The organism is Spirosoma horti, from assembly GCF_054776595.1.
Window position 1 is genome coordinate 110,653 of sequence record NZ_BAAHBQ010000004.1, and the last position, 15,549, is coordinate 126,201.

Below are 15,549 nucleotides of genomic sequence, written 5' to 3' on the forward strand. Positions count from 1 at the left end.
CCGGAGAGTTTACCGCCCGTAAAAAACGTACTCTCTATTAAGCTTTGATTAAATTAATGCCTGGCTTTTACCCTGGGTGCCAGAAAGTCGTGTAAAGATCACGTGTTGTTGCGTGGATGAGCTTCCCAGGATCGGTATAATTCTGCATAAATTGCGTTTATCCTGTTTATAGGCTATTGTATGTCGATTGCCTCATTCGATAGACCAACCGAAAAGAAGCGAAACTCATTGCTCTACGTTTAGATCACGTTATACCATGAATATTTTCGACATCCTATACAAAGAATTCATTGGTTTTTGGGGGTTCGACGGGCTCATAGATCTTGTACGAACGCAGAATTATGAAGCCCTGCTGACGCAAAAAGGGATTCAGACTTTTCTACGACCATTGGTCCCGGTTCTATTACTGTTCGAGATTATACGGGGTTTATTCCATAAACGCTACTCCCACTCCCAATACAAAATTTCGCTGTTCACCTACATTCTGAACCGCTTCATTTCCAGTTTTCTTTCGATTGCGATGGTCGCCTTCTGCATCGGCTTTTTTGAACCCTATGCACTTTTCAAGACGACGTTTACCTGGTACTGGTTTATCTATAGCTATGTCGTTTGGGAGCTGGCCCATTTTGTCTATCATTATTTCGGGCATAAAGTCCGGCTGTTCTGGTGCCTGCATTCTACTCACCATACGCCCGAACACATGAACCTTTCGGTAACCTACGCCCACTTCTTCCTTGAAGCTCCCTATGCCGACATCATCCGTACCACCATTTGTATGCTGCTTGGGGTAAATCCACCCTTGCTTTTCCTGATCATGTTCATCGACGGAACCTGGGGGGCCTTCATCCATGTTGGCGAGAACTTACTTAAAGACGGACGGCTGGGTTTTCTGAATAAACTAATTCTGACGCCATCGCATCACCGCGTACACCACGCACGCAATCCATTGTATATGGATACTAATTTTTGTAATCTGCTCAATATCTGGGATAAAGTGTTTGGCACCCTGCAGGATGAAAAACACACCATGGAGATCGAGTATGGCATCAGCCGCCCGATGAAAAAGGGCGATTTTCTGGATGCCTATTTTGGCGAGATCGTTGCCCTGGGCAAGGACGTATACCACGCCCCCGGCCTCAAAAACAAAATTCTCTATATTTTCATGCCCCCCGGCTGGAGCCATACCGGCGACCACAAAACGGCCAACATTGTGAAGGCTGAGTATGTCAAAAACAATCAGCACGAGCTTCATTTAGAAACGAAATCCTGACGGTAAAGCCTGAAGGGATATAGGAATAGGGTCAGGATATAGCAAAAGAAATGACATCGAGTCCATATAAGTGAGCATCCTGATGCACAGGCGTTCTACTTTACCCTGAACAGCAACCGCTTGTCTTTTAATGGTTAGAATTGTTAAAAAATGGAGTTCAGCTTATGGCAGACCTGTTTTGGTCCCCTGCTTTGCGTCAAGGTTAGTAAGGGATTAGTTTTAATTAATCTATTGCTGACCAGAGAATGAATCGATTTATTATTCTTTAATGGATTTTAGAACCTCGTACAGTTTCTTGCCAGATACAATACATGGGTATCGTCCACTCAGATTTTCGGATAACGCCCATTTCATCACTCCGGTCGTTGCATCCAGCGCATAACTCTTACCTGAATAGGCGCCAGCATAAAGGACTCCTTTAGCTACTACGAGTCCACTGAATTCACTGTTCGTATCAAATTCCCATTTCTTTGCCCCTGTAGCGGCATCGTATGCATAAATCTTTTTGTTACTGTTATACGCATAAACAATTCCGTTGTAGGCGATTGGGGTTCCATTAAAGGCTTTTCCTCCCTCGGCCTGTACTTTCCATTTCACAGCGCCCGTCATGGCATCTATCGCAAAAAATTGTCCGCCAACTGCGGTATTTCCGTCGGCGGAATAGACAATCCCCTGCGAAATTGTTAAAGGATACATTCCGAACTGGCTGCTTGATGGAAAAAACCATTTTTGAGAACCAGAGGCCGCATCAAGCGAATAAATTCCACTAACATTCAATCCAAAAAGTACGCCATTGTACTCGCTAATGCTCATCGCCTGATTCAATTCCCATTTTTTCACACCAGTTTTAGCATCGAGTGCATATGTCTTCGAATAACCATTGGTGTAAACAATTCCATTAGCCAGATTAATATTCCCAAATTTCCCCTGTCCAGCATCAAACTCCCATTTCTTATCCCCAGTTAAGGCGTCGAATGCGTATACCGTTCCGTTGCTATTATAATAGACCATACCATCAGCCACTTTAGGCGCATCTACTCCATAATAACTTCCGTCCTTAACAGAAGCCTTCCATTTTGATGCGCCCGTTACGGCATCAAAAGCAAGTAAGCTACTACCCGAACCAGCGTAAACAATCCCATTTTTCACAGTAGGGCGCCCGAAATCAGTTTGTGTAAAAAGACTCCATTTCTTACTCTGAGTGGCCAAATCAATTGCACTTAATACCTGGCTACTTCCAAAATAAATAGCGTCAGGTGAGTCTTCGGCTACAGGGGATGGATCAGCCGTTGAGATACTACTGACTACCGGTTTATTGACCGTCACGTTGGCCGTATATGCCTGCGTACTGCCATCTTCGGCCGTAACGGTGTAGGTCACTGCTTTCGAGAAATCCTGAGCTACGCCCGTGGCTGGCGAAACAGTAGCTTTATCAGAGAGCGTAATAGTGGGCACTAACTTCGTTACGTCCGTGCCAGTAGCCACCGTAGCCGAGATGGTTTTGGCCGTTGCATCAATGTTGCCCGTTACGGCCGGGCTCAGCGCTGCTAAGGAGAATGTTTTGATATCTTTAGCCGCACTTTTAGTGGTTGTCGAACCGGGTGTAGTCGTGCCGCCAGTTGTAGGTGCAGGATCTGGATCTTTTTTGCAGGAAACAACCCACAACAGCAATAAACAGATTAAAGTGGGCAGAAATGGAAAGGAGGTTTTCATTGGCTTGTCTGGTTTGAAAATGATATAAATAGGACTTCTCCGAATCAGCTGGATGCTGGCCAACAACGGCTGCTGATTGAACCTGGATGTTACTTTTGGATTTTAAGATCAAAGACAATGAAGTATCCGGTTCCCTTCTTGCCCAGTTGTTTCATGCGCATGACGCCTTTTTTGCCATCCTGCGTCACAAATCGGTTTAAAACCTGGTCAAATAAGACAACAGGCACACAGGGATCGCCATTAACTGCATCGTCAGCGACAACGGTGTAATCGGCAGCACCGCCCTCAGGCTTCAATCTGGTTTTGTCGACAAGGGCCGCAATGTCAGCCCCGAAAGACAACTTGTTCCACTGGTCAGCTGATGTATACCCATTATCTGCCGTGACGCTGTTTTTTGTAATAAACTCTATACCTCCTTTGCGATAGGTACTCCACTTCTGGCCGACAATAACTGCATTCAGTTTGCCAACGCCACAGCTACCCCCACAAAGGATAACATTGGCTGGCGTATACATTTCCAGGTTACAATAACCGTTCAGGAGGCCATCAATGCGGTCGGCGTATTTGGCGCCATCTTGCAGTTGAAAGACCGTACCGGTCTTATAGTCGATCAGGCATGAATCGGTCAACCTGTCGGCGGTTTGATTAACCGTCATCCGTATGTTGGCGAAATAATAGGCATCCGTGGCGGCCGATACGCTAAACACCTTCGTACTGCCATCTTCAGCGGTTACGGTATAGGTTACAACTTTCGAGAAATCCTGTGCTACGCCCGAGGCTGGCAAAACCGTCGATTTAGCAGATGTAGTGATCGTAGGTACCAGTCTTGTCAGGTCGGCACCAGCAGGCAACAAAGCTGTTATCGTTCTGGCAGTTGTATCAACTACCGCTTTTACGGCAGGGGCTGTTTTATCAAACGATACGGTCAAAATATTCTTTGCTGAACTTTTCAAAGCCGTCAACTTCGTAACGGTTACCGTATACGTTTGCTTCGTACCATCTTCGGCCATGACCGAATAGGTAACAGGATTCGTAAAATCCTGCGCTATGCCCGAGGCTGGCGAAACAGTAGCTTTTGTCGATACGGTAATGGTCGGAACCAGTTTTGTTACGTCTGTTCCTGACGTGACGGTTGCCGAAATAGTTTTGGTCGTAGCATCAACCGTGGCATTTACGACTGGGATGAGCTCACTGAAAGCAAAGGTCGCAATACTTTTATCGGCACTCTTGGGCGTAACAACCGGCGTATCTTCTGTCTTCTTGCAGGCGAGCATCCATACGAGTAGCAGACCTAACAGAATGGATAGACGTAAAAAATGTGTTTTCACGATTAATTTGGTTTAAAAATGCGTAGATAGGATCATTATTGGCTCATTTGTATAATTCCATGTCGCTAAGTTGCAGCACCTAGCTACTAGAATGCCAGCCAGTCAGGGTGAGTCGCTGACTTTTTAGGGTAAACGACGGCTTTTCCAGGGTAAGCAAGTAAACGGTCAGGCGACACAACAGATCGGTTCGCAGATCGGCCTGCCACCACTAACTTGGTAAAGTCGGCTACTCACCCTGTAATTGATGCTGTTGGCGGACTGTCTTTTGAGAAAGTCAGTTCTACGGTATACGTTCGATCTCCATTACACATACTCTGTCACCTATGAACAAACTACTAATTACCCGGAGTTTTTTCCTGATAGCGATCAGCCATTTGGCTAGTTTCGGCCAGCCTGCCGACGGGCCTCCGTGCCCTGCTTACTGCGGGTTTAAAACCTACACGTTTAAAACGGATGGAAAACGCCTGCTCGATCCCTGCGGCTCGTCTGTGGTGTTGAAAGGAGTAAATAAGATGGTTTATTTCGATGGAAACGACCCGGAGGGGGCCCGTAATTTCCCACAAATTGCCAGCACCGGTGCCAATTGCGTTCGCATTGCCTGGCAGATGCGTGATGATATAACACATAAACCAACAAGTACTGCTCGACTCGACCGGATCATTACCAATGCCCGAGCGAATAAACTCATTCCCATTATTGGACTATGGGATTATACCAATACAGACGATGGAGGCTTTTCGAAGTTAAACGAGTATGTGGCTTACTGGAAAAGCCCGGCCGTGAGAGCCGTTATCCAGAAACACCGCACCTCGCTGATTATCAACATAGCCAACGAAGCGGCCAGGAGTGCAGAACAGGGGGGCGACGAAACAAACCCCGCCGACCTCAACGCCTATGCCAATGCCTACAAAACGGCGGTTCGACAACTTCGCCAGGCGGGTATCGAGGTACCGCTCATGATCGATGGATTGGACCGGGGCAAAAGTCTGCATTGTTTTGCGGTGAAAGGTCCGGAAATCGTGAACGATGATCCGAAACGAAACATTATTTTCTCGTTCCACGCCTACTGGCCCAAAGCCGATACAGATGCCCAGCCCACCTTCATCCGAACCAGATTCAAGGAAGTTAGCCAGCTTTCGATCCCAATCATTATTGGCGAATTGTCAAAATACGGTGCCTGGACCGGCGATTCGACCGTTAGCCCCTGTTCGGAAGCGGGCCTAGTTGATTACGTGCAGTTTGCGCAACAGGCCGATGCGCTGGGCATGGGCTGGCTCATTTGGGAGTGGGGTCCGGGCAATCAATGGCATACGCCCAACGATTGCCGCCAGATGGATATGACCTCCGATGGTACGGCTGCCACGATAGGTACCTACGGAGCAACATCCACAACGCCCGCCATCAATGCGTGGGCAAAAGAACTAACGATCACGGCCCCATACAGTCTTAAAAACACTGCCCAACGGACGTTTTTTATCAACAGTAGCTTAAAAAGCTGTCCCAACGACTGATAATGAGAGCATTGTTGGTATTATTTCTGCTCACCCGCGTGAGTTTTGCCCAACTGCCCAACATCTCGTTTGAGCATATTACCGACCGCGATGGCCTGCCCAGCCGGTCGGTGACGTGTGCTGTGGAAGATACCAGTGGATTTATGTGGTTTGGTACCCGCAAGTGCCTTAGTCGATACGATGGCTATACCTTTCAGCGGGCTGATACCAAAAATGTATATGGTGTTGCCATGACGAAAACCAGCACCCTGTATTGCTCCACCGAAAAAGAACAATTAGTGCGAGTCGAGCCTAATTCATTAAAAACAACAACTATAGTTGGCATTAAAGAAGGCGGGGGGAATAATACGTTTGTCGACTCCTACGAACACGTCTGGTTTTCAGATCGGGAAACTGTTTGCCGATACGAGCCAGCCACCGACAAAACCTTCCGGTACCCTATGAAGAAAACTACCTTTATTTTTCATAAAGGCAGTTTTGTAGAAGATAGCCAACGAAACGTGTGGATATTAGGCATGGAAGTGGGGCTGTTGCAGTTCGATAGAAAAACTAACAAGCTTAGTTGCAAATTGGGTTTAGACTGCCCGCGCCCGGCTGTAGGTACTAATTTGCACTTTGGGAAGGGCATTATTAATACCTCAAATGTACTCTGGGTGACCGTAGCAGGCCGGGGTTTATTGCGGTATGATATCGAAACTGACCAGGCAAAGATTTATCAGTATCGTGACTTTGTCCTGCTAACGGTCTGTGAAGGAACCGACGAACTGGGAAAACGGATTTTGTGGGTTGGTACCGACAGGGGCCTGGGTATATTCAGGCCCGATACAGAGCAGTTTTCATTTTTCGAGAACCTCATCCCACACAAATATCAGGTTCAGGACATTTATAAGAGCCACAAAACGGGTATCCTCTGGGTTTGCACATCGGAGGGCATTTTGAAATATGACCCGCATAACCAGTTCATCAAAACAAATCTATTACCAACTAAAACACACCCCGTAAATGCCATTCTGATCGACAAATCAGACCCGACGGGGCAAACCGTATGGCTGGCCGTCGCCTACGAGGGACTCTATAAATGGAACCGTACAACGAATAAAACTACCTTTTATAAATTCCCCCAATACAGTTCGTTTGCCGAAGTAACCTGGTTGATTCAGGCAGAAGACCATACAATTTTTGCGGGCTGCAATCAATGGCACACCTGGCAGGATGGCCAGGCAGATAAGTCAGACAACCGGTTTGAAGGTGTCTTTCGGTTCGATCCGGTAGCTGGCCGGTATCTGGCTACGCCCTTTTCTATTCACCACACTTTTTTTTCGGTTCCTTTTTACTCGCTGGGTCTGATTGATCGAAAAGGCCGGTTCTGGTTCATCAATCATTACGAAAGTGTACATGTCTTTGACCCGAAAACAAACACCGAATGTAGCTTGTGGTCGAAAGAAGCACATGACGAACTCTTTGCAAACGGTAACTGGGTAATGGATGTGTTTGACGATAGCCGGGGACATGTTTGGCTGACAACTTACCAGGGAATTTTCCTCTTCGATGAACCTGCCCACCGCTTTCGACAGACTAAAACTGACATAGGTATGCTGAAAATGGCCGAAGCCCCCAATGGGAATCTTTGGGCGGTGGGCTGGCCTGGCCTGCTGAAGGTAAATAAAGACGGGAAAATTATACGAGCCTGGTCGCAGAAGGATGGTCTTTATGACAACGAATGCGGACGTGTCCTAGTCGATGCCAAAAACCAGGTTTGGATTGGCACATACGACGGACTGCATCTTTTCGATGAAGCAAAAAATAGCTTCCGTCGGTTTACGGTCAACGATGGCCTGCTTACGAATAGTACTATCATGAGCCTTTGTTTGACACCAGACAATAAGCTTCTGGTTGGCAATGTGGGGGGCTGGAATACACTCGATATAGCTGCCCTCGACCGCTCAGCAACCTTTACGAACATACACCTTACAAAAGCCCGAATCAATAATCAGGATGTAGTGACCGACTGGTCGAAGCCCGTTGTCCTGAAGCCCAATGAAACGGCGATCAGCTTTGATTTTTCGACCCTTAACTACCGTAAACCAACCGACAATCAATACGCTTACTACCTGGAAGGGCTGGAAAAAACCTGGATCGATGCCGGACAAACCCATCAGGCCTTTTATACTAATCTGGACCCCAATGACTATGTATTTCATGCCCGGAGTACGAGCCCTGGTGCCGGAAACCCTTTACGGATAGCCTTTACCATTCGACCCGCCTTTTATGAAACCTGGTGGTTTAGGGCCATCTTACTAGTGCTGGTAGTAGGCCTACTGGTTTTTATATATCAGAATCGCTTGTCTTACCAGACTGTAAAAGCGAAACTAGCTTTGGAAGAAGCTACGCTCCAGCAGAAAGAAGCTATCTATAAAGAGAACGTTGCCGCCTACCAGCTAAAACTTTCGGAAACGGAAATGGCCGCCCTCCGAGCACAGATGAACCCCCATTTTATTTTCAACTGCCTTAATTCCATTCAATACTTTACGGCACAGAACAATGCCGAAAAAGCATCCGATTACCTTACCAAATTCTCGCGCCTGATTCGACTGGTGCTCGAAAACTCCAAATCCGAAAAAGTTACCCTTGCTAATGAGCTGGAAACGCTGCGGCTCTACATCGAAATGGAGTCGATGCGCTTTCCCAATAAACTGTATTACCAAATTCAGCTATCCGATCAGATCGATGCTGAGTTGACTCAGATTCCGCCCTTGTTACTACAGCCTTTTGTTGAAAATGCCATCTGGCATGGGTTGATGCACAAGGAAGAAGGCGGTAATGTATTGATTCAGGTAGTACAGCAACGGGATGATCTGCTGCATATTGAAATCACCGACGATGGCGTAGGACGTCAGAAAGCCGCCGAGTACAAAAGCAAATCGGCCATGAGGAACAAATCGTTTGGCATGAAACTGACCGCCGAGCGGATTGAGCTAATCAATCAACTGTATCATACCCAAACGCAGGTGCGGATCGTCGACTTGATAACTGTTCAGGGACAAGCGGTTGGCACCCAGGTCATCATTGAAATACCGATTTAACAAGTCAACCCACCCATATAATATGCTACGTGCCATTATTATTGACGACGAACCCAATGCCGTTGGCTTACTCAGTCTTCGATTATCGCAACACTGCCCGCAAATCGCAATGGTAGCTTCCTGTACAAGTAGTAGCAAGGGTATTCAGGCTATTATTGACTACCGGCCCGATGTGGTTTTTCTGGATATTGAGATGCCGCAGCAAAATGGGTTTCATGTATTGGAAGCCGTTTCTGGTATACCGTTTTCGCTGGTGTTTGTGACCGCTTATGACAAGTTTGCCCTCAAGGCCTTTCGCTACAGTGCCGTCGATTACCTACTGAAACCCGTTGATACGCAGGAGCTGATTCAGGCTGTTTCGCGAGTGGAAAAGAATCGACTGACGGCTCCCGAACAGATTGCCCAGCTTAAAAAGCAACTAGTTAGCGGATCAAAATCCCTTCCCGACCACATTGCACTACCCTACCAGAACGGTGTAGCCTTCGTAAATTTAAAAGATATCCTCTACTGCGAATCAGACGACAACTACACTAAATTTTACGTTGCCGATGGGCAGCAGCATCTGGTTACCAAGTCAATGCGCGATATTCAGGATTTGCTGGAAGAGCGTGATTTCCTGCGCATACACCGCCAGTATTTGATCAATCTGAATCATATTAAAAAATTTGTTAAGGGCGAAGGGAGTTATGTGGTCATGACCAATCAGCAATCCATACCCGTGTCAAGGGCTCAGAAAGAGCGGTTGATAGAACGTTTTGGCTGGTTATAACTTGTTTTTCAAAACCTCTACACGCTCCATTCGTTAGGTAATGACTCACTACTCGCTTGTTATGGCCAATTACCAAACCCTCCACGACTGGAACGTTACACCTGCTGAAGCTGTCGCCTTACAACAGCAATTACGCTCGCAGATTCGTATTGAACCGTTAGCAAAACCCCCAAAAACCATTGCAGGCTGCGATATTTCCTTCAATAAGTTTGAGGAAACGGTGTATGCGGGCATCGTCGTTTTGAACCTGTATACGCTCGAAACTATCGAAGAAGCGGGTGTCGTGAGTACCGCGCCCTTTCCCTACATTCCGGGCCTATTGTCCTTTCGCGAGATTCCTTCGTTGCTGCAAGCCTGGCAGAAACTGAAAACGGAGCCCGATGTCGTCATGTTCGATGGTCATGGCACGGCCCACCCGCGCCGGATTGGCATTGCCTCCCACGCAGGCCTGTTTCTGAACCGACCCACGTTTGGTTGCGGCAAATCGGTATTGGTGGGCAAATACGACGAACCAGCACCGGAGCGCGGCAACTGGTCGCCCATGACGCACTATCGGGAGGTGATTGGCGCGGCCCTGCGCACAAAGAATAAAGTTAACCCGGTCTATGTGTCGCCAGGGCACCTGATCGACCTCGAAACGGCCATCTCACTCACCCTGGCCTGCAACGGCGGCTACCGTATTCCCGAACCCACCCGCCGGGCGCATAACTTAGTAAATGCGCTACGACGGGGAGAACGGATAGAAACTGCCTAGCAATGAGACGTCATATCTTTTGTAAAAACATTGTTTTAAGTACCATCACGGTTCGCTCAATACGGCCCTCAATTTCCTCAGCATCGTCGGTCAGGCGGATATTCTTAACGACCGTCCCACGTTTTAGGGTTGACGATGAACCTCTTACTTTTAAGTCTTTAATTAATTTCACAGAGTCTCCTTCGGCAAGTATCGTCCCGTTACTATCTTTTATGTCCATTTAACGTATCTTTTGGTGGTTTGCCGCGAAGGTACACAAATTGCCGGGCTTGACCGGAATGACCGCTTCTACTCAATAACTGTGTTCCTCCAGCTTCACTTTTCCCCTGAACGTCCAGAACATGAACAGCGTGTATGTAGCCACCAACGGCATGCCGATAGCCGCAAAAAGCAGCATTGTCCGCAGGGAACCATCCGATGAGGCTGCTTCATAAATGCTGATGTGCCCTTTGGGATCAATACTCGACAACACGAGGTTCGGGTACAAGCCCATAGCAAACAGGATCAGCAGGAGTGCGGTCGTAACGGACGACGAAATGAACCCGCGCCCATACTGACGTTTTTCAATGCTTCGCCGGATGTTCAGCACGATCAGCACGGCCGCAATGGGCAGAATAAACAGTTCGGGGTAATGCTTGAAAATGGCCGTCATATGCGGCACATAAATAAGCGTTGTCAGCGACGTGGCAATGAAGCATAAAATGAAAAACTTGCTGGTGTTGTTGGCCATGATCGTCAGGCGGGCGAAGATCCGATCTTCGGTCTTCATGATCAGATACATGGCCCCGTGCATCATAAAGAGCGACAGTACCGTAACGGCAATCAACAGCGCATAGGGATTGAAAAAATCGCGCAGCCGACCCACAAACTCATGCTTGGCATTCAGCGGAATACCCTGAATCAGATTGCCCAGAATCAGGCCCAGCAGCAGCGAAATGACAATGCTGGACACACAGAAAGAAATATCCCACGTTTTCCGCCACCACGCCATTGATTCTTTACTTCGAAACTCGATTGAAATGGCCCGAAAAATGATGGCGACCAAAAATAGAATGAAGGGCAGATAGAAGACCGAGAGGATGGTGCCGTATACCAATGGAAAAGCCGCAAACAACGAGCCCGCTCCAATAACGAGCCAGACCTCATTGCCATCCCAAACCGGCCCGATGGCATTGAGCGCAATTCGGCGACTTTCTTCTTTGCGAAAAAACAAATGTAGCGCCCCGGCACCCAGGTCGAAACCATCCAGAATGCCATAGCCGGTGATCAGCGCGCCAATCAACAAAAACCACCAGGTAGGAAGATCAATACCAAGAACAGTGTCCATATGTTTAATTTTGACTGATAGAATGGGTGAGTGATGGAATGATTAACTAGTTCACTGGACATCGTTCAATCTTCTATCACTCACCCATTCTATCATTAGTTTAATACTGGATTCATGCGCGATGACGGCTCGCCACGATCATCTTTTACATCCGGCCCGTGCTGAATTTTCTTGTTCAACAGGTACAGAAACAGAGCGAACAACATCACATAAATGAATGTGAACAGGATGAGCGAAGCCAGCACGTGCTCGGCCTTGACCGCCTGCGACAGGGCGTCAGAGGTTCGGAGCAGGCCATACACCACCCAGGGTTGGCGACCAACTTCTGCCGTGTACCAGCCAACCTGATTGGCTATCTGCGGAAGCAATACCGAGAAAACGAATACGACCATTAACCAGCGCGTTTCAAACAGCTTTTTGCGGTAAAGCATGTACAGCCCAAAAAGCGTCAGGGCAATCAGCGCCATTCCAATGGAGATCATCAGGTGATAGGTCTGAAACACGAAATTGACGGCCGTGGGGCGGTTTTCAGGTTTGATGCTGTTCAGTCCGGGAATGGGCGCGTGTATGTCCTGATGCACCAGCAGCGATAATCCGCCGGGAATTTTAAGGCCCGTCGTCTTTTGTTCTTTGGCGTTGACCCAGCCCATCAGGTACATGTCAGCCGGGGCGAGTTTATCGAAATGACCTTCCATAGCTGCCAGTTTAGCTGGTTGGTATTTGGTGACAACCTCCGCCGATTTGCTCCCCGTAAACAACTGCGCCAGGGACGACACAGCCGCTATCCAGAGCGCTATTCGGAAAGCAGCTTTGGCATGGACCAGGTACCGTTTTTTCACGATGTACCAGGCGCTGACGCTCAGCACCAGAAACGATCCGGCCAGCAGTGCCCCAATCAGTACATGCGAGTACCGCTCCAGCGACGACGGATTGAAAACCATCGCCCAGAAATCAGTTACGATGGCGCGCGCCTGCAAACCTGTCCCTTCGATGCGGTAACCGGACGGCGTTTGCTGCCAGGAATTGGCCACCACGATCCAGAGCGCCGAAAAGATAGAACCCAGGGCCACCAGTACGGTTGCCATGAAATGGACCCGCGGGCTAACCTTGTTCCAGCCGAAGAGCAGAATACCCAGAAAGGCCGATTCCAGCGCAAAGGCGAAAATGCCTTCGGCCGCCAGCGCCGAGCCAAAAATATCGCCCACATAGCGTGAGTAAGTCGCCCAGTTGGTGCCAAACTCAAACTCCATAACGATACCCGTAGCCACGCCAATACCAAAAATGAGGGCAAAAATCTTGACCCAAAACCGCGTCAACTCCTCATAAACCTTATTTTTTGTTTTTAAATACAGCCCTTCCATCACCACCAGGCATACGCCCAGACCAATACTCAGAGGTGGATAAATGTAATGGAAGGCAATCGTGAAAGCGAACTGAATCCGGGAGAGGATTTCGACATTGAAAGGTGTACTCGCGCCCATACTAGTATGATAGTTGGGACAGATCGCCAAAGGCGCACAGAAAGTAGAAATTCGGGACGCGGAGTCCGGGAAATAGCGGCCGGAACGCGGAGTCCGAAGTAGATTGCCGGGGTGCACCTGGCGAAGAAACTATCGGCCGAAAGGTACAACCGGAATGAACACCGTGAACGTTATATCGTGGGTTTTTCGCCAGAATTTAACCGATCTTTTATTCGCCGGTAAACCCTAAAAGCGTATATTCAATTTATTGATGTATCAATCCTATTTCTGTGCAGCCTACGCCTAGTCAGTCCTTTTCTCAACAAATCAGAAACTACACCATCGCGTTTTATCAGACGCAGCGCAACGCCTTTGTTGTCATCATTACGCTGCTCCTGGCGCTCTACATTCTGACCGTTCCCGACCAGGCCGCCGATATGATTAATGCCGTTATGGACGGTGGTGTGTTCAATGGCCTTTTTCAATATATACTGCTCAGCACGTTTGTCTGGAGCTGGCTGGTTTACGGCAGTACGCGCATGATTCTGCATATTTCGCCCGTTGGGTTGCGGATCAACGAAGAATGTGATCGTTTACTCCGGTGGCTTCCCAAGCTCGGCGGCATGATTCCGGCCCTGATTCTAGCCTACGCTTTCTGGAAGCCCGACCGCGTGCAACCTTATCTGCTGCTCCTCCTGAGCGGCTTTATGCTGGTACTGTTCCAGTTGGCCGAGCAATCGGTTCCGGTTTTCACGCTGCCTGCTCACTGGCGGTTTTCGGATCGGTACACCGATTTTTCGCAGGATGTCCGCGTCTTATGGCGACACCCGCTGGGGCGATTGGTTATCCAGACGGGCGTATTGCTGACGCTGTTGCTGATTACATTATTCAGCCTCCCCGTTGAATGGGGCATTGCGCGCGGGCTACGTCCCACGGCCGTCATTATTTTCGGCATTACGATGTATACCTTCTGGGGCAGCGTTCTGGTCTACTTCAACGATTACCGCTACCGCCCGCTTGTCTTGCTAGCGGTGGGCTATTTGGTCATCATCAGCGCATTTAACGACAACACGAGCGTTCGGCAAGCCACCGGAAACATGGTCTCCCCCATCTGGCAACGGCCGACGGTCGAGACTCATTTTGCCCAATGGGTAAATGCCCGCCGACAGGAAGATGGCGATACCATTCCGCTGGTGCTGGTGGCGGCCGAAGGGGGTGGCATCCGGGCGTTGAACTGGACCGCCGAAACGCTCATCCGGCTCGATTCCATCATTCCGGGTTTCAGCCGTCATGTGTATGCGCTCAGTGGTGTATCGGGTGGGGGCGTTGGCACAGTTTTCTATACCGCCTTTCTTCGGGATGTGGCTGAACTGGACCGCACAAACCGATTCGAGCAATTTCGAAACGTGATTCGTGACGATTATTTATCGGCCGTTTCATCCGCCCTGCTATTTCCAGAATCCATTCAGCGGCTGGTGCCCGTTCCGCTGCCCGCTCTGGAACGGGCCAAATGGCTCGAAGACTCCTGGGCGAGCTCTTATCGAACGAATCTTGAGCTATCGACCCTCGATTCTGCCCTTACCCAGTTGTATCAGACGCGGGCGGGCTACAACTACAATCTACCTTCGCTCCTGCTCAACGGAACCCTCGCCGAATCGGGTCAAAAAGCCATCACGTCCAACCTGCAACTTGATCCGCGTTACTTCAAAAATGTGGTGTCGACGCTGGATGTGCTTGGCACGGATGTGCCGCTCAAAACGGCCGCATCGCTATGCAGCCGTTTCCCCATTGTGACCAACGGCGGGCTCATTCAAAAGGATACGCTTGTGGGTAATGGCCGCACCCGACGATACGGGGGCCATGTGGTGGATGGCGGTTATTTTGATAATTCGGGCGTCGAAACCTGCATCCAGTTGCTAAACAATCTGGTTCCCTCTATTCGTCGCCTGGACACGACCGAACGAGTCACGATCATTCCCTACATTCTTTTCGTTCAGAACAGCAACACCATTGGACGGCTGCCGCACAAGCGGTCTATTTTGCAGGAAGTGCAGATCCCGTTACTGGCCTTTCTAAACGCCTGGGATAATGGCTCCATCACCCGCGACAACATGTTCAACTCCTTCATGGATCGGTTCACCAATCCGAAAACCAATTACCTGACGCTCCGCCTGGCGTACAACGAAAAATACCCACTCGGCTGGTTCATGTCCGACAGTGTAGCCCGCAACATCAGCCAGCAGGCCAAAGATTCGATCAGCCTGAAAAACCCGGCGCTGGTCCAATTGAAAGGCGCATTCAGGAAGATGAACGTGAAGCGGGTAGCGAATTAGC

The 15,549-nt window shown here is 48.9% G+C and carries 11 protein-coding genes; 6 read left to right on the top strand and 5 right to left on the bottom strand.

All coding sequences use genetic code 11. The features are described 5' to 3' along the window. Positions 1 to 256 precede the first annotated feature (256 nt). Positions 257 to 1,270: a sterol desaturase family protein gene (locus tag ACYVAM_RS12030; protein WP_461067234.1), complete on the top strand. Its 1,014-nt coding sequence runs from the start codon at positions 257 to 259 to the stop codon at positions 1,268 to 1,270. A 258-nt stretch (positions 1,271 to 1,528) separates the two neighbouring features. Here ACYVAM_RS12030 and ACYVAM_RS12035 read toward each other — a convergent pair whose 3' ends face one another. Together ACYVAM_RS12035 and ACYVAM_RS12040 are read right to left on the bottom strand one after the other, a co-directional pair. Beyond that, positions 1,529 to 2,983 (bottom strand): outer membrane protein assembly factor BamB family protein, encoded by a 1,455-nt coding sequence (locus ACYVAM_RS12035; protein ID WP_461067236.1) that lies wholly within the window; start codon positions 2,981 to 2,983, stop codon positions 1,529 to 1,531. Positions 2,984 to 3,072: 89 nt separating this feature from the next. Continuing rightward, complete coding sequence (locus tag ACYVAM_RS12040; RefSeq protein ID WP_461067238.1) at positions 3,073 to 4,311, bottom strand: DUF5018 domain-containing protein; 1,239 nt, start codon at positions 4,309 to 4,311, stop codon at positions 3,073 to 3,075. A 323-nt stretch (positions 4,312 to 4,634) separates the two neighbouring features. On the opposite strand from ACYVAM_RS12040, the gene ACYVAM_RS12045 reads away from it, so the two are divergent. The 4 genes from ACYVAM_RS12045 to nfi all read left to right on the top strand — a co-directional run bounded on the left by ACYVAM_RS12045 (position 4,635) and on the right by nfi (position 10,428). Next, positions 4,635 to 5,822, top strand: coding sequence for a cellulase family glycosylhydrolase (locus tag ACYVAM_RS12045; protein WP_461067240.1), 1,188 nt, complete (start codon positions 4,635 to 4,637; stop codon positions 5,820 to 5,822). A gap of 2 nt (positions 5,823 to 5,824) precedes the next feature. Next, positions 5,825 to 8,905, top strand: a complete 3,081-nt coding sequence (locus ACYVAM_RS12050; RefSeq protein ID WP_461067242.1) for a sensor histidine kinase — start codon at positions 5,825 to 5,827, stop codon at positions 8,903 to 8,905. A gap of 22 nt (positions 8,906 to 8,927) precedes the next feature. Further along, positions 8,928 to 9,674: a LytR/AlgR family response regulator transcription factor gene (locus tag ACYVAM_RS12055; protein WP_461067244.1), complete on the top strand. Its 747-nt coding sequence runs from the start codon at positions 8,928 to 8,930 to the stop codon at positions 9,672 to 9,674. Between the two features lie 61 nt (positions 9,675 to 9,735). After that, positions 9,736 to 10,428, top strand: coding sequence for a deoxyribonuclease V (gene nfi / locus ACYVAM_RS12060; RefSeq protein ID WP_461067246.1), 693 nt, complete (start codon positions 9,736 to 9,738; stop codon positions 10,426 to 10,428). Between the two features lie 10 nt (positions 10,429 to 10,438). Here nfi and ACYVAM_RS12065 read toward each other — a convergent pair whose 3' ends face one another. The 3 genes from ACYVAM_RS12065 to ACYVAM_RS12075 all read right to left on the bottom strand — a co-directional run bounded on the left by ACYVAM_RS12065 (position 10,439) and on the right by ACYVAM_RS12075 (position 13,236). Further along, positions 10,439 to 10,648, bottom strand: a complete 210-nt coding sequence (locus ACYVAM_RS12065) for an alkylphosphonate utilization protein (RefSeq protein ID WP_461067247.1) — start codon at positions 10,646 to 10,648, stop codon at positions 10,439 to 10,441. Positions 10,649 to 10,720: 72 nt separating this feature from the next. Further along, positions 10,721 to 11,755, bottom strand: a complete 1,035-nt coding sequence (cydB, locus tag ACYVAM_RS12070; protein WP_461067249.1) for a cytochrome d ubiquinol oxidase subunit II — start codon at positions 11,753 to 11,755, stop codon at positions 10,721 to 10,723. A 95-nt stretch (positions 11,756 to 11,850) separates the two neighbouring features. After that, positions 11,851 to 13,236: a cytochrome ubiquinol oxidase subunit I gene (locus tag ACYVAM_RS12075; RefSeq protein ID WP_461067251.1), complete on the bottom strand. Its 1,386-nt coding sequence runs from the start codon at positions 13,234 to 13,236 to the stop codon at positions 11,851 to 11,853. Positions 13,237 to 13,505: 269 nt separating this feature from the next. Between ACYVAM_RS12075 and ACYVAM_RS12080 the strand changes: the two genes are divergently transcribed. Beyond that, positions 13,506 to 15,548 carry a hypothetical protein gene (locus tag ACYVAM_RS12080; RefSeq protein ID WP_461067253.1) on the top strand — a complete coding sequence of 681 codons (2,043 nt, stop codon included), beginning with the start codon at positions 13,506 to 13,508 and terminating at the stop codon, positions 15,546 to 15,548. The last annotated feature ends 1 nt before the right edge of the window (position 15,549 follow it).